The organism is Micromonospora sp. NBC_00389 (assembly GCF_036059255.1).
Lineage (GTDB): Bacteria > Actinomycetota > Actinomycetes > Mycobacteriales > Micromonosporaceae > Micromonospora.
Genome location: NZ_CP107947.1, coordinates 4,640,133 through 4,661,938, shown reverse-complemented (window position 1 = coordinate 4,661,938; position 21,806 = coordinate 4,640,133). Strand labels below are relative to the sequence as shown.

Below are 21,806 nucleotides of genomic sequence, written 5' to 3'. Positions count from 1 at the left end.
TCGATTGCGTTTCACGCCCGATTGGTGGCTCGTCGTGTCCGCCTTGGGCTGCGCCGACTTCCGTTTGACGTGAGTCTACGGCTGAACGACCGTCGCGATCATCTGCCGTCTATGTGATGGTCGAGGTCCGTCCAGCACGGGGGCGCGTGGGCTGGGCGCCGCAGCGGTGAGGAGAGTGACACACCGTGGTGTCTCGCAGAGTCAGACGGGCGCTGGCCGCAACGGCGGCGGCGACCCTGGTGGGATCGTTGACGTTGGCCAACCCGGCTCAAGCCGATCCCAACAACAATTCGGCGAAGAAGCTCACGAAGGCGGTGACCCTGCAGGGGGTGCTCCGCCACCTCGACGCGTTCCAGTCGATCGCCGATGCCAACGGCGGCAACCGCGGCTCCGGCCTGCCGGGGTACGACGCGAGCGCCGACTACGTGGCCGGGCTGCTGGAAGGCGCCGGCTACGACGTGACCCGCCAGCCGTTCGATTTCAACTTCTTCGAGGAGTTCGGGTCGACCTTCAGCCGGTCGGCTCCGCCGCCGGCGACCAATTTCGTGGACGGCACCGACTATGACCTGATGGACTTCTCCGGTGCCGGTGACGTCGCCGGTCTTGTCGTGCCGGTTGACCTCGCCCTCACCCCGCCGCGTGCGTCCACGTCGGGATGCGAGGCGGGGGACTTCCCGGCGCCCGTGGTCGGCAAGATAGCGCTCGTGCAGCGCGGCACCTGCCCGTTCGGGCAGAAGGTGGCCAACGCCGAGGCCGCTGGCGCGATCGGCGCGATCGTCATGAACCAGGGCAACGGCGACCCGGTCGTCAACGCCGACCGCTACGCATTGTTCGGCGGCACGCTCGGCGAGCCGGTGGGCATTCCCGCGGTGTCGGTCTCCTACGTCCTCGGCGAGCAGTTCGCCACCACGCCGGGCCTCACCGTGCGGATCACCGCCGACACGACCTCCGAGGTTCGTTCGACGGAGAACATCATCGCCGAGACCAGGCACGGGCGCGGCGACAACGTGGTGATGGCCGGCGCGCACCTGGACTCCGAGCCGGACACCGCGGGCATCAACGACAACGGCAGCGGCAGTGCCGCGCTCCTCGAGGTCGCGCTGCAGATGGCGAAGGTCAAGCCCAACAACCAGGTCCGGTTCGCGTGGTGGGGCGCCGAGGAGTCCAACCTGGTCGGGTCGACGTTCTACGTCAACAGCCTCAGCGAGGAGCAGATCGCGGACCTCGCGCTCTACCTCAACTTCGACATGGTCGGCTCGCCGAACTACGTGTTCGGCGTCTACGACGGTGACGATTCGGCGCAGTCCGGCTCCGGTCCCGGCCCGGCCGGCTCCGCCCAGGTGGAGGACGTGTTCGAGGCGTTCTTCGCCAGCCGCGGGCTGCCCACCAACGCGGCCGACTTCACCGGCCGCTCTGACTACGGTCCGTTCATCGCCGTCGGCATCCCGGCCGGTGGACTGTTCACCGGCGCCGAAGGGCTCAAGACCGCCGAGGACGTGGCCAAGTACGGCGGGGTACAAGGTGTCCAGTACGACCCCTGCTACCACGAGCCGTGCGACAGCCTCGATCCGGTCACAGACGGCGGCAACGCCGCCCTCTACGCCCAACTCGACGGGATGTACGACCTCTACGGCAACGTCAACACGTTCGCGATCGACGTCAACGCCGACGCCGCCGCCACCGCGGTGATCACATTCGCGTACGACACCTCGGCCGTGAACGAGATGCCCCGCTCCCCGGGCAAGTCGCACGGCGCGGGCAAGAGCAAGGACGCCCACGGCAACGCCCTCCGCTAACAGCAACGACGAGCCCGGGCCAGTTTGCGTTGGCCCGGGCTCGTCGCTGTCCCGGCCGTAGCCGCTCTGCCCTTTGGCGCGTCGGGAGGGTGGCCGCTGAGAAGGATGGCGGGTGGGGTCGCTGCACGGGCTTCGGCTCCATCCGCGTCGGTGGGACCTGGTAGAACTCGCGATGCTCCGCGACGTAGTCGTGGCGGAGGGTGCGGAAATACGGCGAGGAAGTCCCGCCTGCTGGCCCGTCGATGCCCGCTTTCACCGACATTTGCTAATCCTCGTCCGACCAGCCCAGACCGAGTCCGACGTCGCACCGGGAGAAGCAGCGTGGCCAGGATGCGGATCAGGGTGGTTTGCCCGCGCCGTTCGGGCCGAGCAGCCCGTAGATGATGATCGGGTCGTTCATCGACGCCTCCATGTTGTGTACTTGAAAGTCGACATAGACTTAGGTACATTCTGAAGTCGACAAGTCGCTCCGGAGGTCCATCGTGGTTGACGAGAAGCCGCAGCCGGTACAGCGCCTGCCCCGCGCGCAGCGTCGCGACCAGATCCTGGCCGCCGCGACGGAGGCGTTCGCCCATAGCGGTTTCGCGGCGACGGGCCTGGATGACATCGCCGCCGAAGCGGGGATCACACGCGTGATCCTTTACCGGCACTTCGACTCCAAGACCGACCTGTATCAGGCGGTCCTGGACCGGATGTGCGCGCGCTTGGATGCCAACGTCGAAGAGCCTGTCGGCGGGTTCACCGATGCCAGCGTCGACGGCCTGCTCGCAGCCGCGATCGAGTCGCCAGCGGGGTTCCGGCTGCTGTTCCAGCACGCGCTACGAGAGCCGGAGTTCAAGGAACGCATCGAGAAGTTCCGTGCCGACATCGCCGCCGCCGCGTACCTGCAGATCGCCGCGGTCGTCCCGGACCGAGCTCTCGCCCGGTGGGCGGCACAGCTGGCGCCGGTGGTGGCGATCGAGGCGATCATCGCCTGGCTCGACGCGGGACAACCCGAACCGGCAAAGGCGGCCGCCCGGGTACGCCAGGCGGTCGTGGGTGTCATCGGCGCGGCTGTCGCCTCCGACGTCGACTGTTCCCTCCCCCACCCCGCACGAATGGAAGGAATCTCATGACCAGTTCGGCAGCACCCCAGACGGGCGAAACCCCGACCGCCCGGCAGAAGCGGGTGTGGGACAAGACGGCACCCGGCTATGACAAGCAGATCGCCCTTTTCGAGAAGTTCTGGTTCGCCGGTGGACGCGAGTGGCTTGGCCGACGTGCTCACGGCCGCGTCCTCGAGGTCGCGATCGGCACCGGCCGCAACCTGCCCCATTACCCGTCCGACACGTCCCTCACCGGCATCGAGCTGAGCCCGGCGATGCTGGCCCTCGCCCGAGAGCGCGCCGCCGATCTCGACCGTCCGGTCGAGCTACGTGAAGGCGACGCCGAGCACCTGCCCTTCGACGACGCGTCGTTCGACACGGTGGTGTGTGCGCTGTCGCTGTGCACCATCCCCGACCCCGCTGCCGCGATCGCCGAGATGTACCGGGTCCTGGTACCAGGCGGCACGCTGCTGCTGGTGGACCACATCGCCAGCAGCTGGCAGCCGATCCGGGCAGCTCAGTGGCTGCTCGAACGCATGACGATCCGTGCGGCCGGGGAGCACTTCACCCGCCGTCAACTGCCCCTGGTCCAAATCGCCGGATTCCAAATCGCCGAGACCGAACGGCTCAAGGCCGGCACCGTCGAGCGCATCCTCGCCCGCAAACCGGCCGCACGCGAGACAGACGCATGAGCCACCCGGGCGCCGTTGCACTATCTGATGGGGAGGCGCGTTACGCCCGGGTCGGGTTCGCGTCAGATAGCTCGGGCCAATTCACTGAACGCCGAAGCGACTCGGAGCTTGGGCTGACTGTCGAGCCCGAGTTCGTAGTGTCCACGGCAGAGGTACTGGATGAGTGCGTGGCCGGCGATGATCAGTCGTGCGGACTGGTCGGTTTGGAGCCCGCGCATCGGTCGTAACCGGTGCTTGAGCTGACTGTGATCGGCCTCGATCGGATTGTTCGCGTGCTGCTCGACATGGTGCCAGGCCGAGGGGATCAGGTCGTCGAAGACGGCGGGGTAGACCGGCGCGGCGTCGGTGACCACCTCGGTAGGTGTCACCTTCAGCACCCGCAGGGCCTTCTGGAAAGAACCGCCGGGCCGCGGCGGCATCACGGCGGGCCGAGACGAGCACGTCGATGACCTGCCCGTGTTGGTCGACCGCCCGGTAGACGTACCGCCACACCCCGTTGACCTTCACATACGTCTCGTTGACGAACCACCGATCACCCGGGGAGTGGCGAGCGAACCGGGCGGCGTCGGCCAACAGCGGGGTGAACCGTTGCACCCACCGGAACACGGTGACGTGGTCGACCTCGACACCGCGCTCAGCCAGGAGTTCCTCCACGTCCCCGTAGGAGTGGTTGTACCGCAGGTACCAGCGGACCGCGACGACGATCACCTTTGCGGGGAACCGGAACCCGGTGAACGCCGACTTCGGAGGCGACCAGGGACGATGACGACTCGACCGCTGCACCCGTCAAGCCTGCCTCGATCCCTCGACACGGGCAACGCAACAGACCCGTCCGAGCCCGACCAGCTTGAAGCGGCGCTCGCGCATCTGCCAGGGCAGCAGGCTGGTGTGCGCGGTGGAGCGGTAGGTCACTCCGCTCCACGGGGCCGGTCGCTGGTTGCGTGAGGCGCGCTCGATGCGCCAGATCCTCTGCCGGCTGTATTAGAGGGCCTCGGCGGCGGCGCCCAGGGTCATGCCGGCCTCGGTGCGAAACTGGCGCAGCAGCCGGCCGAGCTGCCGACGCGGACACCCACCGCGAGCCCGACCCTGACGCTCGTTGCCATCCCGTCGATCAGGGCTCCCATCGGGGGCACAACTCAGGCGGCGTTGCTCGGTGCAGCAAGCCGGGCAGCGGCGCGAGGAGGATGAGTTCCTCCAGGCACATCGGGCACTGCCGCAGGTGGGTTTCGAATTCGTGCCGTTCGAGCGGGCCGAGGGCGCCGATGAGCAGCGAGGCGACCGAGGTCGTGAACGGGCACGGCGGCTCAGCTGTCATGGTGGGCTCGCGTTGCCGATCGAGCCAGCCCGGCCAGAGCCGCTGGGCGACCTGTAGCGGCAGGCGGCCACCGAGGTGCATGGCTCGGGCCACGCCGCGGTAGCCGGGCGGGAGGCCGGCAGCGATGACGATGTGTCCGATGAGGACCGGTGTGATGAGGTACGTGGCCCAGCGGTGCACCCGCTGCAGCCAGACGAACCAGGGGCCACCGGTGACCAGGACCAACCCGATGCCGCTGCCGATCAGGGCCACGAACAGCCCGACCATCAGCAGGTTCGCGACCCGTTGTCCCGGGTCGAAGTGGCCCTCGTGCCGGGCGAACCGGCCGGTCATGAGTGCGCCCGGCCAGCGGGCGAACCACCTCAGATCGCCGTGGTCGTAGCGCAGCGACTCCCGGAGGAAGGCGCGGGTGCCCGCCGACGGCCCCTACGCAGCCTTCGCCGTCGACCGTGCCGGCGCCATGCACCCGATCGGCACCTGCCAGGTCACCAACCGCACCGGAACTTACGGATACCAGCTCCGGCTGGCGGTCGCCGAGGTCAGCCAGATCCGCCTCCAGTCGGCCGACGCCGTGCTGACCGGGGCGCTGTTGCGTTAAGGGATCGTCAAGATCACTTGTCGCAAGACTTTCTGCAAGATCGAGCTTGGGGCCCACAACTCGGTCTACAGGATCGGGATAAAAGGTGTCCTATTGGCAGCCCTATCCAGCAACCGATGGCCGCCGATGATCGCCTCGGTCGCCCGCGCGCACCCGGAACTTCCGCCAGCCGGGCCGGCCGGGCTCGTACCGGCCGTCCAGCCGCTTAACGACCACACCCCCGATCCCGGCCGCGGTGTAGGTGGTCAGCCACTCCCCGACCTCGTCCATGTCGGTGGTCTGCGGTCTGAGGGTCAGCTGCGCGGGCGCATCCTCGAACAGCTCCGCGAGCCGGGCCCGTCGCTCGAACAGCGGCGCGTTGACCACGACCTGGCCGCCAACGTCGGCGAGCAGATTCCATAGGATGTACTGCGCCGGGTGTTCCCGCGCCATACATCAGCAGGCTCCGGGCCGGCGGTGATCCGGCGGTGATCCGGCGCTGCAGCCGGGCGAAGCTGGTCCGCCCCCGCTCCCACACGGTTAGCTTCCCGTCGGGGATAACCCCCTGCGGGAGGGTCTGGCGGATCGCCCGGGTGATGTCCGGGAGGTACGGGGTCGGTTTCTTGCCGGCGCGCGACTTGTGAACTGGCGCGAGGGGTCGGAGGTGCGCTGGTCGGTCCGCACCCGGTTCGGGCGCAAGGGGCCAGGATTGTTATCTAAAGATCATCGGGTACCGGTCCGGCCGAACCGAGCGCGAGAACGGGTGCGAAGGCAACCGAGATCTGAGCGCGATCGGGGGGTGATGCGCGTGCCCCATCCTGCCGTTGTCGATCAGTCGAGGAGGTGGCCATGGACTGGATCCGAACGAATTTGAGTCCGCTGGCGTTCGCTGCTGCCGCTCTCCTGTTCGCCCTGCCGTTCGCGGAGCTGAAGGGTGAGGCCGAGGAGTGGCGTGTGGCGGTGACCTGGACTGGTTGGGGATTGACCGTCGGTGGCGGGGGTCAGGTTCACCTGGAGACGCTGCTCTGGGATGGCAATCTTGGTCAGTACGTCATGCAGGAGGTGCCGAACGAGGCGCCGCAGATCGGTCCCGAAGAGCCCATTTACCTGCCGGGGCAACCGCTCTTCATGGTCGCCGCGCTGGGTGTCGCGGCCGGCGTGCTTGCCCGGATCCTGGCCAGTGTCAGTTCCCGCCTGGTGGTGTCGGCGGTAGCGGCGTTCGTCGCGGCGGTGGCGCTTGCGCTCGGCCTGCGGGGCGTACTGCGTCGCTTTGATCCGCCACCCTTCGACGAGGCCATGTCCGCCGTACCGGCCGTCGGGTTCTGGCTGACGGTTGGCGTCCTGGCACTGCTCGGCGTCGGCAATGTGATCGTGGGGTACCGGTTGTGGAGGCGTGACGAAGCAGCGGCAATTGACGGCAACGTGCCGAGATGAGAACAGACAACGCGACCGCTCCCGGCCGATGATCCGAGGTGACCGACGCAGCCGCACGTCTCCGGACGGACAGCGCTTGTAAGCGAGGCATCCGCCCGCAGCGAGGCAGCGAGAAGGCAGCAGACGGGTCGATCGAAGCCGACACCGCAAGCCACGAAATGATTAGGGGCACCTGCGCAGAGGCACAGCGCGACACCGGCTGCCAAGGGTGGACAAGGAGTGCCCGGCTCCCCCGACGGGGGTCACCCTCAGCGCGCAGGGAGCCCGACAGCGGCGGCGACTTGACATCAGTCGTTGACCTCAACGGTGGCGGCCGAGGCTGGACGAGCGCGGGCGGGTGTCGCCTCGAAGTCGGACCCCATCCTCGAAACCGAGTCCCCCGCTGTGCACAACACGGTAATTTCGCGATATGGGCATCATCGGGGGGATAGCATGCGTCTTTCTGATCGTCGTCATCGCGGCGCTCATCGTGTTCTGGGTGGCGCGGAACGCGAAGCGCTGAGCCGTTTTTTCAGGGCCGACGCATCTTCATAGGGCAATTTGACGCTTTCTACCCGTTGGCGGACTTGCGACATCGGGCGACTAGCGGCTTCGGGACCGGACGCTGCGAAGGCACGGTCGGCCGCCATCTTTTTCCGACCTCAGTCTGGTCGGCCCTCTCCTAGCAGGACAGATGTCTGTCATGTCAGCCATGAACTCAGAGGACGCTGTGCGTGAACGTCGGTCGGCACTCGGCGAACTCGTCGAAGCTAGCGCGTACGGTCCTTCGCCCAGTCGCTGTAGGCCGGGTTGCCGAAGGCGATAACCAGGACCAGGGCGGTGAGCACGGCAGCCCCCGTTACCGTACGGACCCAGCTGTAGCGGTAGCCATACGAATAGTGTGCGGCCAGACCGTCGTCCAGCGATAGTCGCCAGCGAATGGCGCACAAATTCTCGACTCGTCGATCATCGCCGGGCTCGGGGTCGAGGCCGGTGACCGGCGGCGCCGAGGATGGGCATGACCGGGGCCAAGGCATTCCATACAGCGCCATTGATCGGCTAACGGGGGGGGTGGTCTTCCCCGGAAGTAGGTCGCTCTCCGACAACATTCGCTCGATGGATCGACGCGGCCTGTGGGGTTTCAATAGTCCGTCATCGTCGCAGACCTGGGTGTGGGGTACCAAAACTCGGCCAAGGTCGCTGAACTGGGTGAACGCGATGCCCGGCGTCGTGGGCGATGATCGTGATCGTGGGTTTCGTCTGCTGTATCTCGTAGTCTGCCGGGTCGCGGGTTGGCTGATCCTGTTCACCCGGACACCGTCGGCCAAGGAGGTGGAGATCCTTGTCCTGCGCCACGAGAAAGCGGTCCTGCGACGGCAGCATCCGAAGCCACGACTGAACTGGGCGGATCGAGCTGTCCTCGCGGCCTTGATCCGGCACCTGCCCCGGGTGTTGCGGGCGCACCGGCTCGTCACTCCGGCCACGGTTCTGGCCTGGCATCGCCGGCTTGTGGCCCGCCACTGGACCTACCCGCAACGGGCCGGTCGACCGCCGACCGACCCGACGGTCGTAGCACTGGTGGAGCACCTTGCCAGGGACAATCCAGGCTGGGGCTACCAAAGAATCCGAGGCGAATTGCGCGGCCTCGGCCACCGCCTCGGCGCCTCCACGATCCGCCGGATCCTTGCCCGTGCGGGCATCCCCGCAGCGCCGGTCCGTCAGGACCGCACCACCTGGCGTCAATGCCTGCGCACACAGGCCGCAACGACGCTGGCGTGCGACTTCTTCCCCGAGGTCCGCACCTGGTGCGCAGCCAACCAGGTCGACCTGGTGTTCCTAACGACCTACGCGTCCTGGCTGAACTGGATCGAAGCCGAGTTCGCCGCCGTCCGATACTTCGCGCTCAACGGCACCGACCACCGCACCCACGCCGAGCAGGACACCGCCATCGGCGCGTACATCCGTTGGCGCAACTACCGCGCCCAACCGAAATCCGGATTCGCCATCAACTCCAAGATCCGCCACCCGGACTACCCGTTCAAGGCTGCATGATGAGGCGCTAGCCGGACTGCCGCGCCAAGTTGTCGGCGGTGCGCTGTCGCTCTCCGGTGGGCTGTCCGGGGACCCGGGCGAACCGCGTCCAGGCGGAGATCACCTGTACGGCGGCGTGCCACGGAACCGGGTCGGCGACCTCGGAGGGCTCGGCGGGCCGGGTCACCGTCACGCCCCAGTGCCGCAGCCGCTCCAGGCTCTCCATGAAGGCGGGGTGCCGGGCGAGCGCCGGATCCGTGGCCGGCACGGCGACGACCGGCAGGCCGACGGCGATCGCCTCGTTGAGCAGCCGCAGGCCCAGGTTGTCGTTGAGGCCGTACGCCCACTTGTTCACCAGGTCGAAGCTGGCCGGCACGACGGCGAAGGCGTCGGCCGGCGGCAGGGGATGGAGCGTCTCCGGCTGGTCGTCCTCGCGTACCGGATGGTGGGTGAGATCGGCGAGCCCGTCCCGGTCGATCGAGTCGACCGCGTCCGGGGTGGCGATGAGGTGGACCTCCCACCTCAACTCCTGGCAGGCCGTGATGAACGGTCCGAGCTCGACAGCGGGCTCGGCGTGGCAAACGACGAGGTGCAGGACAGGCGATCGTAACTTCCCGGGCATGGCGCTCCTATCGGCCTGAGAGGTCCCCGGCGCCAGTCGTGGCGAGAGCCGGCTGCGCGCCGGGACGTCGATCGCCCGCGTCACCGGCGATCTCGCCGATCGAGTGGCTCCGGATGTCCGTGTGGATCCCGAAGCCGAGAGTATCGAGCCGGCTGCGAACGCGAGCCGTTATCCAGTGAACTGGCTGGATGGATGTGGCGCCGCTCCATCCGAGGAGCTGACCGAGCGGTCGGCCGGGCGTCCTTAAGTGGAGGATTCGGCGGCGCGCCGCCGGGAATCAGGTCGCGGACCAGGGCGTGCAGGCGGTTGAGGACGCGAATGCGTTCACCGGCCAGGTCGTCACGGCGTTCGGCCAGGAGCCGCAGGTGTGTGGTGTGGTCCTCGGCGACCACCGCGCGCAACCGCTTGTGGCGCATCGCGGCGTGCGCGACGCTGGCGGCGTCGGCGGGACCGCTATTGCGGGCACCGCCGATGTCCAGCAGCCGGGCGCGAGCGGCGAGCGTGGCCGGCACGTCGACGACGTCTTCGCCGCCACCGACGAGCAGCTGGGCGATGCCGCGGCCAAGACCGGCGACGCCTTCCACGGCAGACCGCCGCTGCGGCCAGCGGGCGGCCCACCCCATCAACGTCTTGTAGGTGCCGGCGTTGACCGCCACGCGTCTGACCGTCAACTGCCGGCCGGTGGCATCAGTGGGAGGAGGGCAGGGTCGCGCATCCCAGCCGGAGCACAGCGACCCGGGCAACCATGCTGACCCACTGCTGGCCGGCAAGCAGGTGGGCGAGCCACCCCTCGGCTGGTGGTGTACGCGCCGGGAACCGGCCGCGGCGCCGAGGCCAACCGCCACGGGCCGTCGCGACCGGCCGGTGGCGGGAGCGGATACGGCGGGCGGGCCCGCACCGGTGATCCGGTACGGGCCCGCCGTCGGCCGCCGTGGCGACTACTTGTTTCCGGTGTTGCTGACCCGGAACGTGTAGTCCGCGTCGAGGAAGGTCAGGTCGCCGGTCGGCAGGTTGGAGACCAGGACGGCGAAGTCGTCCTGGTTGCCGTTGGCGCACCTGGTCTTCAGGTTGCTGGCGGTGAACTGGTCCCCGGTGGATCGGTAGACCCAGTTGCCCGCGCCGTCGGTGGTCTCCCCCGCCGTGGTGGTGCCGGGCGTGAGGTCACAGTGCGCGACCACCTGGACGGTCCAGTTGTTGTCCTGCGTGCCGGTGGTGGTGAACCAGTCACCGGTCGCCGAGGAGAGGGCGGCGTCGGCGCCGTTGACCCGCACGTCGTCGACGAACCAGCCGGTGTCCAGGTAGGCGGCGTCGGTGGAGTAGCGGAACCGGACGTCGGTGGCGCCCGCCGGCACGGCGGCGGTGAGGTGCACGTAGACCGGGTCGTCCACGAAGTACGCGCCGCCGGAGGTGCCGGTGAGGCCGTTGCCCTCGGTGTTGTTGCCGTGCGGGTTGTCGTCGGTGGTGACGACCTGCCCCGCGTCATTCCGCAGCGGCGCGGTGACCCACTCGCCGCCGACCAGGGCCTCGACGAAGCCGTAGTCCCAGCCCTCCTCGATGAAGTTCCAGCTCCAGAAGTCCAGCGAGGTAACCGGGCCGGCGGTGTCGACGTCGAGGATGTTGTCGGACTGGCTCTCGTAGCCGGCGTACCAGTGGGTGGTGCCGGTGTGCGGGGCGATGGTCGTCTCATCCTCGCCGTCGAAGGCGAGCGCGACGGTCGGGCCCGGGTTGCGGAACCGCTCGACCGACATGCCGAACGGCACGGCGGTGGTGTCTGGCCGGTTCTTCAGCCGGGCCCACTTCGCCTCCGGGGTGGCTCCCTGGTAGCTGCCCCGGCCCGCCCAGAAGGAACCGTCGGCGATGTCGATGGTCCACGACGTGTCGGCCGGGTCGCCGAAGTTGAATGCCTTGATGTCGTAGACCGGCGAGTCCTCGTCGTCCAGGTAGACCGCCACCGACCAGTCCCGGAACAGCGCCTCGGCGCTGCGCAGGTTGGCACCCGTCGCCGCGTTTAAGGTGTTGATGGCGTTCTGCACGCCGGCCATGCCGTCGGCCTGCTCTTCGAAGATGGTCTTGATGAGCAGGTCACCGCCGGCGGCGTCGTACTGCTTGTCCGGGGTGTAGGTGCCGTCGCCGTTGCCGCCGGCCTGCTCCCAGAGGTACTGGAAGTAGGTGAACGCGGCGCCGTAGTTGGCCAGCGTGCCGCCCCACCGGGTCAGCGAGGTCTCCTCGTAGAAGACCTGGTGGTTGGTCAGGTGCGAGCCGCCGGCGTCGAGCCCGTTGAGGAAGATGGCGAAGTCGGCCAGCCCCTCGTCGACCCAGGAGAGCTCGCCCGGGTCGCTGTAGTTGTGCAGCAGGTGCTCCAGTTCGTGGGCGACGGTGCCCTCGTACAGCTCGGGCCGGTCGTTGGCCGGGTCGGCGTCGCGCCACGGCGCGTCGTTCGGCCCGACCCGGTTGGCCCAGTCGAGGGCGTCGACCACGATGACGTTCATCCCGTTGCTGTCGATGAAGTCCGGGGCGAAGTAGCCCGCCGTGTAGGACGTCTGCGCGCAGTCGTAGTACGCCTCGTCCTGGATGTTGTAGAGGACCATCACCAGCGAGTCGCTGGCCGGCTCGTCAGGGTCGGCCGCGTCCATCAGGCCGAAGTGCTCCTCGTCCACGGCGACGATCTGGCCGGCGAGCTTGTCGCCGACGTAGTCGATCTGCCCCTGGGTGAGGGCGAACTGGGCCGCCGTGGCGGTGGCGCAGGGGGTGAACCCGTCGGCCGGGTTGTGGTCGAACTGCGGGTCCAGGCTGGCCACCCCGGCCGGCGCGGAGCCGTCCAGCGGGGTGCCCTCCGGGACGTAGATGTAGACCGGGGTGCCGTCGGGGGTGGTGTTGGCGTACACCCGGGTGAAGTCCTGGTTGTACGTCCCACCCGCCGCGCTGTCGTTGATCGGCAATGCGATGGTCGGCTCTCCGGGAAGGTTCAAGTGGTCGTCCGCCTGTGCGGGGGCCGAGACCGTGAAGGCGAGCGCGGTCACGCCCACCACCGCGGCCGCGATCCGGCTCGCTCGTTTCATTCGCACGCGGCTGCCTCCTGCGGGTGAGGCTGGGCGGATCGGGCCGCCCAGTCGTCGATGTAACACTTTTGAGCCCTGCGACGCTGCCTCAAAACCGCGCCTGGCCAGGGAATATGGGCTCAGCAGACCACTTCGGACGGTGACTGCGCAGGCTCCTCAGGTCACAGCTGCGTCACGAAGATGAGTCATCCGGCGGGTTCGGTGACCGCCCGGCGGCGCAGCAGCCGCCAGGTCGGCGCGACGCTCACCGCGAGCGCGAGCAGCAGGCACAGGCCGACGACGCCACCGATCACCGGCCACGCCCGCCGCAAGGACCGCTCCCCCGACGCAGCTGAGCAACGGGGCGCGCGTCGGCCTGTTCGTGGTGGCCGTGCTGATGGTCGTGGTCGTCGCCGCGCCGGTCGCGCTGTCCGCCCAGGACCTCATTGACTGGGCGGCTTCGCCCACCGGCCTCGGCCTGGACCGCTTCTGGGCCACGGTGGTCTTCATCGCCCTCGACGCCGCCGCCGCGGTGTGCGTCCTGCTGATGGTCTACTGCGCCGTCCGAGGCGAGCCTGCCGGCGCGTTTGGCCTGTTCGTCTGGGTAATCGCCGGGACCAGCGCCTTCGCCAACTACCGGCACGGCACCCGGGTGGGCGCCCCGGATGACGCCTGGTGGTTCTTCCCCCTGATGTCGATCCTCGGCCCCGCGCTCATGGAACTGGTGCCGCGGCGAGTCCGCAAGTGGGTGCAGCGCGACGACAACCGGCGCAGCCGCACCCTCCGCTCGTACGGGTGGCGGCGGTGGATTCCGCGCATCGGTTCCTTCAAGGACACCTTCGGCACCTGCTCCGGTGGAGTTCGCCATCTCCACTCCGCGGCCGACGCGGAGGCATATCTGGTCGAATAGTTACGCAGGTGGGTGGTTATTCAAGACAGCCTGAAGGGCGGCCCGTGCAGTGGCTTCCTGCTCGATCGCGTAGCCCCGGTGCAGGCAGCGTTGCGCGAAGGCGCCGACCTGATCCGTGCGTTGTGCGAGCTGCTGCAGGTGGCTGCGGCTGTGGGTGTTGAAGGGCCGGCCTTCGTCGTGCGGCACGGTGCCGACGTCCACGACGTGGATGGTGGTGTCCGGCGGCAGTTTGTCGTGGATGCGGGCGGTGATGCGGACGCCGCCGAGGTCGGCGTCCGCGCAAATGAGGACCGCGGAGGTTTGCTGCGCCGCCTGGACGATCATCGACTGGAACGAGGGCGGCAACCCGAATGCCGCACCGTTCTACCTGTCCAGCAACGGTTACGGGGTGCTACGGAACACTTTCGCGTCTGGTGACTACACCTTCGCCATCCCGGTGCGCACCACCCACGAGGAGCAGCGGTTCGACGCCTACTACTTCGTTGGAGATGCCCGTGAGGTCATCGACGGCTACACCGAGCTGACCGGCCGCCCGGCGATGCTGCCGATGTACGCCCTGGAATTTGGCGACGCGGACTGCTACCTGCACAACGCCAATCGCGGAGAGCGCGAAACGCTCCGTGACGCTACCGCGATCGCACAGGGCTACACCGACCACGAAATGCCTCTGGGGTGGATGCTGGTCAACGACGGCTACGGCTGCGGCTACGAGGACCTTCCCGAGACCGGCGGAATGCTCGCGGGCCACGGGTCCGAGCTGGGCCTGTGGACCGAGTCGGATCTGACCAACCATGCATACGAGGTTCAAAGCGGGGTCAGGGTCCGCAAGACCGACGTGGCCTGGGTCGGGCCGGGGTACCGCTTCGCGCTTGATGCCTGCGAGAAGTCGCGCGACGGCATCGAGCAGAACAGCAATGACCGCGCCACCGTCCTGACCATCGAAGGCTGGGCCGGCACGCAGCGGTGCGCTGTCACCTGGAGCGGGGACCAGTCCGGCTCCTGGGACTACATCCGCTGGCAGATTCCCACCTATGCCGGCGCAACCCTGTCCGGACAGCATGCGGCGACCGGCGACGTCGACGGCATCTTCGGCGGCAGCGCGGAGACGTACGTGCGGGACCTGCAGTGGAAGATGCTTCTGCCCGGCACCTACCCCATGAGCGGTTGGGCGGCCAGCGACAAGCAGCCGTGGCGGTACGGGCAGCCGTACACCGACATCAACCGCAAATACCTCCAGCTGCACGAGCGTCTGCTCCCGTACTTCTACACGCACACGGCCAACGCCAACCGGACCGGGCTCGGGGCGACCCGCCCCCTCTATCTGAACTACCCGGACGACCCCAACACCTGGGGCGACAAGGTCAAGTACCAATTCCTCGCCGGAGACGACCTCCTCGTCGCCCCGATCTACTCGGACACCTCCGTGCGCGACGGCATCTACCTGCCCGAAGGCAACTGGATCGACTACTGGAGCGGGCGCCTCTACAGCGGCAAGCAGACCCTGAACGGGTACAAGGCGCCACTGGACACACTTCCCCTGTTCGTACGAGCCGGCGCAATCGTGCCCATGTTCCCCACCGGTACGCTCGACTGGACGCAGGGCAAAAAGGCCGGGCAGTTGGACCTGGACATCTACCCCCAGGGCACGTCCACCTTCCTGAACTACGAAGACGACGGACGGTCCCAGGCATACCGCACCGGCGCTGCCGCCACCCAGCGATTCGACGTCACCGCCCCGGACCGGGGACGCGGCCCGGTAGAGGTCCGCATCGGGTCGCTCACCGGCTCGTATGAGGGCATGCCGAGCGCCCGCGACTACCGGCTAACTGTCCACACCGACGCTGCCCCGGGCAACGTCACGGTCGACAAACGCAAGCTGGCACGTCAGGTTTCCGTCGCCGCCCTGGACGCGGCCGGCTCTGGCTACTTCTTCGACACCGCCACCGGCATCCTCCACATCGCTACCGATTCCTTGTCCACCGGAACCGCCGCTACAGTGCGCATCACCGGTGCCGGAGCCATCGGCGGCTCGCACCCAGAAGACCGCAACGTCTCGCTCGACGTGGTCGCACCGCAGGTCGCGGCGGCCAACGAGCCGGCCACGGTGACGGCCGCGTTCACGAACAACACCGGTAAGCCGGTGCGGGTAACCTCCCTGGCCCTGACCGCGCCGGCAGGGTGGAAGGTGACCCCGGTCGGCACCTCCAAGGGAGGACACCCTAAGGACGGAGAGACGTTCACCGCCAAGTTCACGGTAACGCCACCGGCGAACGTCGAACCCGGCGCCCGCGAGCTCTCCGCGAACGCGGTCTACCGGCCTCGCAACACCTCGTACACCATCACCGACCGGACCGAGACGACACTCGCCTACGGCAGTCTGAGCGCGGCATTCAACAACGTCGCGGTGACTGCCTCGACCGACCCGGCCCCGGGCGACATCGACGGTGGCGGCTCCAGCTTCCTGGCCGAGCGCCTCGCGGAGAAGGGCGTGGTACCAGGAGCGCAGGTGTCCGCGAACGGGTTCGAGTTCACCTGGCCGTCCTCCCAGCCCGGCACCCGTGACAACGTAGCCGCCGGCGGCGAGACCATCCGCGTCTCCGGCAGCGGCAACGCGCTGGCCTTCCTCGGTACCGGCACCAGCGGCTCCGCAGGGGGCAGTGCCACCGTGCACTACTCCGACGGCTCGACGGCGACCGGCACGCTCGGCTTTCCGAACTGGTGCTGTCTGGCGACGGACACCTACGGAGCCAAGATCGCGGTGACGACCAACGGGAAGAACACCCCGACGGGACCGGCCTACCCGACCACGGCGTACCGGCTCTACACCGCGACACTGCGCGTCGATTCGGCCAAGGAGGTGGTCGCGGTCACCCTGCCCGCCAACGCGGCGGTGCACGTCTTCGCGGTGGCGGTCGGGACCGAGGAGATCGTGCCACCGCCGATCGCCGACGGCCAGTACGCGCTGACCAACGTCGGTTCCCAGCTCGCCGTGGAGGCGCCTGGGACCAGCGGCGCGCAGCTACTCACCGCCGCTCCGTCGAGCAGCGCCAGCCAGAAGTGGTTGCTGGCCCGGCTCGATGACGGCAGCTACACCGTCAAGAACGCCAGTAGCGGCATGTGCATGGACATCTCCGAGCTGCCGGCCGTCCCGGATCGCGAGGTGACCACGCTGTACGACAATGTGTCGCGCGGCTGGTACAACAACCCGGCCTTCAACTTCACCCCGGACGGCAGGTCGACCTGGGGGATGCTCGGCATGGACCTCGCCCGCTTCCCGCCCGAAGCCGGGCAGCTCGCCGCTCCGCAGCCACTCGGCGACGGCGGCGGACGCCCCGTCCCGCAGCGCGGCCTCGATGAACCGGTAGACGCTGCTGCCGATCGTTGCGGGGCCGCCGCTCGGTGACGCCTCGCGGGCGCTGCCGGGCGGCGGCCCGCTGCCTCATCCGCTGGCTCGGGAGACCGTGTGGGCGGACAGGTCGAGCCGGAACAGTTCGGCGGCGTTTCGCCAGGCGACGCGTTCGGCCAGTTCGGGCGGCAGGTCGGCGGCGAGCACCGCCCCGTACGCGGCGGCCGGGTCGATCAGCGTGGCGTCGGTGCCGAAGAGCAACCGCCGCGGGTTCACGGCCGCCGCCACCGCGGCGAAGCGACCCGCCTCCGTGTGCGAGAAGCAGGGCTCCAGCCAGAGCCGATCCACCCCGTTGGCCGCCTCGATAGCGTGCCGCCACCCGTTCGCGCCCATGTGCCCGGCGATGGCCCGCACCCCGGGGATGTCCGCCACCGCCTGGGCCAGGTCGAGCGGCGTTGTGTCCCAGGTGTGCACGAGGGCGGGCAGGCCGTGCGCGGCGGCCAGTTCCAGGGCCGCCCGGGTCGGCGCGGAGTTCGCCGGCGAGCCGGTGTAGTCGGTGTGGATCTTCACGCCGACGAACCGGCCGGTGGGCAGCAGGTCGCGCAGGTCCCGTTCGGCGTCGTCCAGCCGGCGCGGGTTGATCGTCAGGTAGCCGAGCAGCCGGTCGTTGCCCTCCAGCACGCGGGCCATCGCCCGGTTGCCGGCGGCCACGTCGTAGATCACCGCCTCGGTGGCGGAGACCACGGCCAAGTCGATGCCGTACCGGTCCATCACCGCGAGGTTGGTCGCGACCGCGCCGACCTCCATGCTGAAGAACCACGGCCCCCAGTGGGCGTGCACGTCGATGATCATCGGGCCAGCCCCAGGATCCGGCGGGCGTTCCCCCCGGTCACCGCCGCGACCGCGGACGGGCCGATCCCGGTCCGGGCCAGCCGCAGCCGCGGCACGACGGGCTCGTAGAACGGGGTGCGGGAGCCGTAGAGCAGGCGCTCGACGCCGAGGTGCCCGGCGACGGTCTCCAGCGCGTCCGGCGAGTTGAGCAGCCGGGTGGAGGTGTGGAAGCCCGGCTCGTCGCGGGCCACCACCACGAAGTCGCCCAGGTGGTAGAAGTGCGTGTCGAGGAAGACCACGGTCGCGCCGCGCAGCGGCCGCCAGAACCGGCGGACGTCCCCGCCGGTGAGCACGACCAGGCCCGCCTCGGCGGCCCGGCGGGCGACGTGCCGTACGGACGGGTAGTCCGCCTCGACGCGCTGCTCGTCGGGGAACAGCCGAACGGCCCGGAAGCCGCACTCGGCGAGCCGGACGACCTCCCGTTCGGCGCCGAGCGGGTCGCGCAGGTCCAGCCCGCCGACCGGCAGCACGCCGGGGCCGGCGAGGGCGGCCACCTCGTCGTTGCCGCTGGCAACGTCGAACAGGGCGGCGCGGAGGCTCGCGACGGCTGCCCGCTCGACGCCGTTGGCGGCCAGCGTCTCGGCGACCGCCGCGGGCTCGCCGGTGGGGCCGGCCCGGTCGGCGTACCGGCCGACGAGCACGTCGATGTCGAGGGTGACCGGCGGCAGGTCGCCGGCCACGAATGGGTTGCCGGTCACCAGCGCCCTGCCACCCGCAGCACCCGGTCCCGGTCGCCGTCGGGAAGCGCCGGTGCGTGCGGGTCGCCCGCGTGGCCCACCGGGATCCGCCCTTCCTCGGCGGCAATCCAGAGCATGCGCTGCACGTACCCTTCCATCGGTTCGGTGAAAGTGACCTCGGCCTGCCGGTCGAGGTCGGCGGAGGCGGTGACGAACTCGTCGTAGCGCTTGTCGGCGTAGGCCCGCAGCACCCGGGCGGTGACCGGGACCGCGGCGGCGGCCAGGCCGACCAGGGCCGCCTCGGCGCCCCACATGAGCGACGGGCCGAACATCCGGTCCTCGCCGGTGACCGCCAGCCGGTCGGCGCGGTGCGCGGCGGCCAGGGCTGCCTGGCAGGCGAGGGCGTCGTGCAGGCGGGCCACCTTCACCCCGGCGACACCGGGGTGTCGCAGCAGCTCGGCCAGCGTGGGCTCGGCGTACGGCCGCAGGTAGAGGTCGAAGGCGAGCATCGGCAGGCCGGCGGCGTGCCAGAGCGCGTCGTGGTGGGCAACGGGATCGTCGTCCACCGGGAAGACCAGCAGGCCGGCCGCACCGAGGGCGGCCGCCCGCGCCGCCTGCGCAACCACCTCGTCGGTCCGCTCCCCCGGCCGGCCGCCGACGCCGACGATCACCGGCGCCCCAGTGTCGACGGCGCGGCGGATGACCAGAGCGCGGGTGGACTCGTCGTGGTACGGGCCGCGTCCGGTGTGCGCAAGCACCGCCAGGGCGTCCGCCCCGTCGGTGACCAGCCCTCGCAGATAGCGGCCGAGCACGTCCGGGTCGACGGCGCCGGTCGCGTCCACCGGGGTGGCGGTCGCGGCGATCAGCCGCCAGCGCAGCCGGTCGCGCAGCGCGGCGGTGATCGGAGCGATCACGAGGTCACCGCGGCGCGGACGGCCCGGGCGATCTCGTCGACGTGGGCGTCGGTGTACCGCTCGTTCCAGTCGACCACCAGTAGGGTCCGCTCGATCATCCGCTCGGCGATCGGGAACGACCCGGGTCCGTAGGCCGGCAACCGGTCCGCCGGTGGCACGGTCAGCGGGAAGCGGGAGTCGCCGTAGACGGGGGCCTCGGTCAGCGCCGGGGCGCAGTGCAGCGGCTGTTCCAGGTAGCCGGCGCGGGCGGGGATCCCGGCGGCGGCTAGTTTCCCGGCCACCCCGTGGTTGGTCAGCGGCGGGTCAAGCACGATCGGGAACAGCCACCAGGCGTGCGCGTCCACGTCCGCCGGCAGGTGCACGCCGGGCAGGTCGGCCAGCGCGTCGACCAGCCGCCGGGCGGTGCGTCGCCGGTCGGCGAGCACCCCCGGCAGTTTCGCCAACTGGGCCCGGGCGACGGCTCCGGCGAGTTCGGTCATCCGGTAGTTCAGGCCGAGGCCGACGTGCCGGCGGGACTCGTCGCGCGGCCAGCCCTTGTCGGCGAAGAGCCGCATCCGGCGGGCCAGCACCGAGTCGTCGGTGACGGCCAGACCGCCGTCGCCACAGGTGATGTGCTTCCACTGCTGGAGGCTGAAGCACCCGATCGCGCCGGCCGTGCCGGCGAGGGTGCCGTCCGGGTAGCGGGTGAGCCACGCCTGGGCGCAGTCCTCGATCAGCGGCACGCCGGCGGCGTCGGCGACCGCGCGCAGGTCGGCGGCGGCGCCGAACAGGTGCACCGCGAGGATCGCCCGCGTGCGCGGCCCGATCGCAGCGGCGACCGCCGCCGGATCCAGGTTGCCGGTATACGGATCGACGTCGGCGAACACCGGCACCGCGTTCTGCGCGAGAATGGGCGCGACCGTGCCGAAATCGCTGATCGGAGAGGTGATGATCTCGTCGCCCGGATCCGGCGCGACGGCGGCGACGGCCAGGTGCAGGGCCGCGGTTCCCGAACTGGCGGCGACGGCGTGCGACACTCCATGGCGGTCGGCCATCTCGCGTTCCAGGGCGCGGACCTCCGTGCCCCAGACCGAGCTGAGCATGCCCGACTCGAGCACCCGGCTGACCGCGGCCAACTCCTCCGCGCCGATCGTCCGGCCGCTGGCGTCGGCCATGCTGGGAAACGACGACACGTACCCTCCCGGGCTACAGTAATACCGGGCCTGACCGTAATCTTGTGCTGCGAACAATGCAACCCCCGACAGGAGGCAGCGGTGACCATCGAGATCGGGGTCATCGGTCCGCACGACCTAGTCGACGACGTGGCCGCGACCTGCGAGGAGCAGCCCGGCGTCACCGCCCGCCGGCTGCACTACGACCACGAGTCGCAGGCCCCGGCGATCGTCGAGGCGCACGCCGGCCAGGTGGACGCGTGGCTGTTCACCGGCGTGGTGCCCTACACCCTCGCCCGGGAGGCGAACTCGCTCAACCGTCCGGCGGTCTTCGTCGACTACACCGGAGCGACGCTGCTCCAGGCCGCCGTGCGGTTGTTGCGCGCCGGGCACGACGTCACCCGGATGTCGATCGACACCGTCACCGGCGCCGACGTCGCGACCACCTTCGGCGAGGCGGTCCTGCCGATGGACCGGGTCCGGTCGCTGCCGTACCGCAGCGGCCTCAGCTCGGAGGACGTGGTGGCATTCCACCAGCGGCAGCGCAAGGCCGGCGCGGACGTCGCGGTCACCTGCATCAGCTCGGTGTACGAGGTGCTGCGCCACGAGATGCCGGCGTTCCGCCTAGCCCCGTCGAACCACTCGGTCCGCACGGCGCTGCGCCAGCTGCTGCTGCAGGTGGGCAGCCAGGCCCAGGAGGACGCCCAGATCGCGCTCGGCCTGGCCAACCTCTCCGACGGCGACGACGGGCTGCTCAAGGAGGTCGCCGGGCTCGGGGGCACGCTCGCGCGGTTCGCCCCGGACACGTACCTCATAGTCACCACCCGTGGCCCGCTGCACGACGCGACCGGCGGGTTCACCGCGCTGCCGATGCTGCGCCGCCTCGCCGACCGGCACGAGACCGTGCAGATCGGCTTCGGCCTGGGACGCAGCGCCGCGGAGGCGGAGAACCTGGCGCGGCGGGCGCTGAGCCGGGCGCGCCGGGTCGGCCCGACCACGGCGGTGCTGTCGCTGCGCGGCGAGACCGACATCGTGCTCGAGTCGACCACGCCGGCCCCGCCGCCGTCGGAGGTGAACCTGGCCGTCATCGCCCAGCGGGTCGGCCTGTCGGTGCCCACCCTGCTGCGGCTGCGGGAGGTGCGCACGACGGTCGGCGACGAGCCGCTGACCAGCCGGGAGGTGGCCGACCAGCTGCGCGTGCAGCAACGCACCGCCCGGCGGATGCTGCACCGGCTGGAGCTGGCCGGCCTGGCCGAGCGGACCGGCAACCTCGCCTCCGGCACCAGCGGCCGCCCGCTGACGCTCTACCGGCTGACCCTCTGAGACGATCCGGTCCACGCCCCCGTCG

Annotated in this window: 20 protein-coding genes and 1 pseudogene; 9 read left to right on the top strand and 12 right to left on the bottom strand. The window is 69.8% G+C overall.

What is annotated here, in order from left to right; translation table 11 throughout:
* Positions 1 to 185 precede the first annotated feature (185 nt).
* From OG470_RS22230 to OG470_RS22220, 3 genes are all read left to right on the top strand, one after another.
* Positions 186 to 1,796, top strand: coding sequence for a M28 family peptidase (locus OG470_RS22230; RefSeq protein ID WP_328415081.1), 1,611 nt, complete (start codon positions 186 to 188; stop codon positions 1,794 to 1,796).
* Between the two features lie 482 nt (positions 1,797 to 2,278).
* Entirely contained in the window at positions 2,279 to 2,911 is a 633-nt protein-coding gene (locus tag OG470_RS22225) for a TetR/AcrR family transcriptional regulator (RefSeq protein WP_328415079.1), read from the top strand.
* Between the two features lie 53 nt (positions 2,912 to 2,964).
* Complete coding sequence (locus tag OG470_RS22220) at positions 2,965 to 3,573, top strand: class I SAM-dependent methyltransferase (protein ID WP_328415077.1); 609 nt, start codon at positions 2,965 to 2,967, stop codon at positions 3,571 to 3,573.
* Between the two features lie 62 nt (positions 3,574 to 3,635).
* Here OG470_RS22220 and OG470_RS22215 read toward each other — a convergent pair.
* Positions 3,636 to 4,356 (bottom strand): annotated as a pseudogene (locus OG470_RS22215) (IS6 family transposase).
* Between the two features lie 328 nt (positions 4,357 to 4,684).
* A complete protein-coding gene (locus tag OG470_RS22210; RefSeq protein ID WP_328415075.1) occupies positions 4,685 to 5,221 on the bottom strand; it encodes a hypothetical protein in 537 nt (178 codons plus the stop codon).
* A gap of 76 nt (positions 5,222 to 5,297) precedes the next feature.
* Here OG470_RS22210 and OG470_RS22205 point away from each other — a divergent pair, with 76 nt between their 5' ends.
* Positions 5,298 to 5,486 (top strand): hypothetical protein, encoded by a 189-nt coding sequence (locus tag OG470_RS22205; RefSeq protein WP_328415073.1) that lies wholly within the window; start codon positions 5,298 to 5,300, stop codon positions 5,484 to 5,486.
* Between the two features lie 102 nt (positions 5,487 to 5,588).
* Here the strand turns inward: OG470_RS22205 and OG470_RS22200 are convergent, their stop codons facing one another.
* The gene (locus tag OG470_RS22200) at positions 5,589 to 5,918 is read right to left on the bottom strand and encodes an ATP-dependent DNA ligase (RefSeq protein ID WP_328415072.1); all 330 of its coding nucleotides are present in this window, start codon (positions 5,916 to 5,918) and stop codon (positions 5,589 to 5,591) included.
* 396 nt (positions 5,919 to 6,314) lie between these two features.
* Here OG470_RS22200 and OG470_RS22195 point away from each other — a divergent pair, with 396 nt between their 5' ends.
* Together OG470_RS22195 and OG470_RS37330 are read left to right on the top strand one after the other, a co-directional pair.
* Positions 6,315 to 6,899 (top strand): hypothetical protein, encoded by a 585-nt coding sequence (locus tag OG470_RS22195; RefSeq protein ID WP_328415070.1) that lies wholly within the window; start codon positions 6,315 to 6,317, stop codon positions 6,897 to 6,899.
* 1,197 nt (positions 6,900 to 8,096) lie between these two features.
* Positions 8,097 to 8,930: a hypothetical protein gene (locus OG470_RS37330; RefSeq protein WP_442931205.1), complete on the top strand. Its 834-nt coding sequence runs from the start codon at positions 8,097 to 8,099 to the stop codon at positions 8,928 to 8,930.
* Positions 8,931 to 8,937: 7 nt separating this feature from the next.
* On the opposite strand, the gene OG470_RS22185 is transcribed toward OG470_RS37330, so the two are convergent.
* The 4 genes from OG470_RS22185 to OG470_RS22170 all read right to left on the bottom strand — a co-directional run bounded on the left by OG470_RS22185 (position 8,938) and on the right by OG470_RS22170 (position 12,901).
* Complete coding sequence (locus tag OG470_RS22185) at positions 8,938 to 9,531, bottom strand: flavoprotein (RefSeq protein WP_328415068.1); 594 nt, start codon at positions 9,529 to 9,531, stop codon at positions 8,938 to 8,940.
* Positions 9,532 to 9,611: 80 nt separating this feature from the next.
* Positions 9,612 to 10,376, bottom strand: a complete 765-nt coding sequence (locus tag OG470_RS22180) for an IS110 family transposase (protein WP_328415065.1) — start codon at positions 10,374 to 10,376, stop codon at positions 9,612 to 9,614.
* Between the two features lie 93 nt (positions 10,377 to 10,469).
* Positions 10,470 to 12,590, bottom strand: a complete 2,121-nt coding sequence (locus OG470_RS22175) for a hypothetical protein (protein WP_328426542.1) — start codon at positions 12,588 to 12,590, stop codon at positions 10,470 to 10,472.
* Positions 12,591 to 12,775: 185 nt separating this feature from the next.
* Positions 12,776 to 12,901: a hypothetical protein gene (locus OG470_RS22170; RefSeq protein ID WP_328415063.1), complete on the bottom strand. Its 126-nt coding sequence runs from the start codon at positions 12,899 to 12,901 to the stop codon at positions 12,776 to 12,778.
* A 53-nt stretch (positions 12,902 to 12,954) separates the two neighbouring features.
* On the opposite strand from OG470_RS22170, the gene OG470_RS22165 reads away from it, so the two are divergent.
* Entirely contained in the window at positions 12,955 to 13,479 is a 525-nt protein-coding gene (locus OG470_RS22165; protein WP_328415061.1) for a hypothetical protein, read from the top strand.
* On the opposite strand, the gene OG470_RS22160 is transcribed toward OG470_RS22165, so the two are convergent.
* Positions 13,480 to 13,803, bottom strand: coding sequence for a hypothetical protein (locus OG470_RS22160; RefSeq protein ID WP_328415059.1), 324 nt, complete (start codon positions 13,801 to 13,803; stop codon positions 13,480 to 13,482).
* Here OG470_RS22160 and OG470_RS22155 point away from each other — a divergent pair.
* Positions 13,763 to 16,882, top strand: a complete 3,120-nt coding sequence (locus OG470_RS22155; protein WP_328415057.1) for a TIM-barrel domain-containing protein — start codon at positions 13,763 to 13,765, stop codon at positions 16,880 to 16,882. The two genes, OG470_RS22160 and OG470_RS22155, sit on opposite strands and share 41 nt — an antisense overlap.
* A 36-nt stretch (positions 16,883 to 16,918) precedes the next feature.
* Here OG470_RS22155 and OG470_RS22150 read toward each other — a convergent pair whose 3' ends face one another.
* The 4 genes from OG470_RS22150 to OG470_RS22135 are packed head-to-tail and all read right to left on the bottom strand — an operon-like array spanning position 16,919 to position 20,479.
* A complete protein-coding gene (locus OG470_RS22150; protein WP_328415056.1) occupies positions 16,919 to 17,677 on the bottom strand; it encodes an amidohydrolase family protein in 759 nt (252 codons plus the stop codon).
* Entirely contained in the window at positions 17,674 to 18,414 is a 741-nt protein-coding gene (locus tag OG470_RS22145) for an amidohydrolase family protein (protein WP_328415054.1), read from the bottom strand. The genes OG470_RS22150 and OG470_RS22145 overlap by 4 nt, the downstream gene beginning before the upstream one ends.
* The gene (locus tag OG470_RS22140; RefSeq protein ID WP_328415052.1) at positions 18,411 to 19,307 is read right to left on the bottom strand and encodes a dihydrodipicolinate synthase family protein; all 897 of its coding nucleotides are present in this window, start codon (positions 19,305 to 19,307) and stop codon (positions 18,411 to 18,413) included. The genes OG470_RS22145 and OG470_RS22140 overlap by 4 nt, the downstream gene beginning before the upstream one ends.
* Entirely contained in the window at positions 19,304 to 20,479 is a 1,176-nt protein-coding gene (locus tag OG470_RS22135; RefSeq protein ID WP_208869757.1) for a DegT/DnrJ/EryC1/StrS family aminotransferase, read from the bottom strand. The genes OG470_RS22140 and OG470_RS22135 overlap by 4 nt, the downstream gene beginning before the upstream one ends.
* 81 nt (positions 20,480 to 20,560) lie before the next feature.
* On the opposite strand from OG470_RS22135, the gene OG470_RS22130 reads away from it, so the two are divergent.
* The gene (locus tag OG470_RS22130) at positions 20,561 to 21,781 is read left to right on the top strand and encodes a hypothetical protein (RefSeq protein ID WP_328415048.1); all 1,221 of its coding nucleotides are present in this window, start codon (positions 20,561 to 20,563) and stop codon (positions 21,779 to 21,781) included.
* Positions 21,782 to 21,806 lie beyond the last annotated feature (25 nt).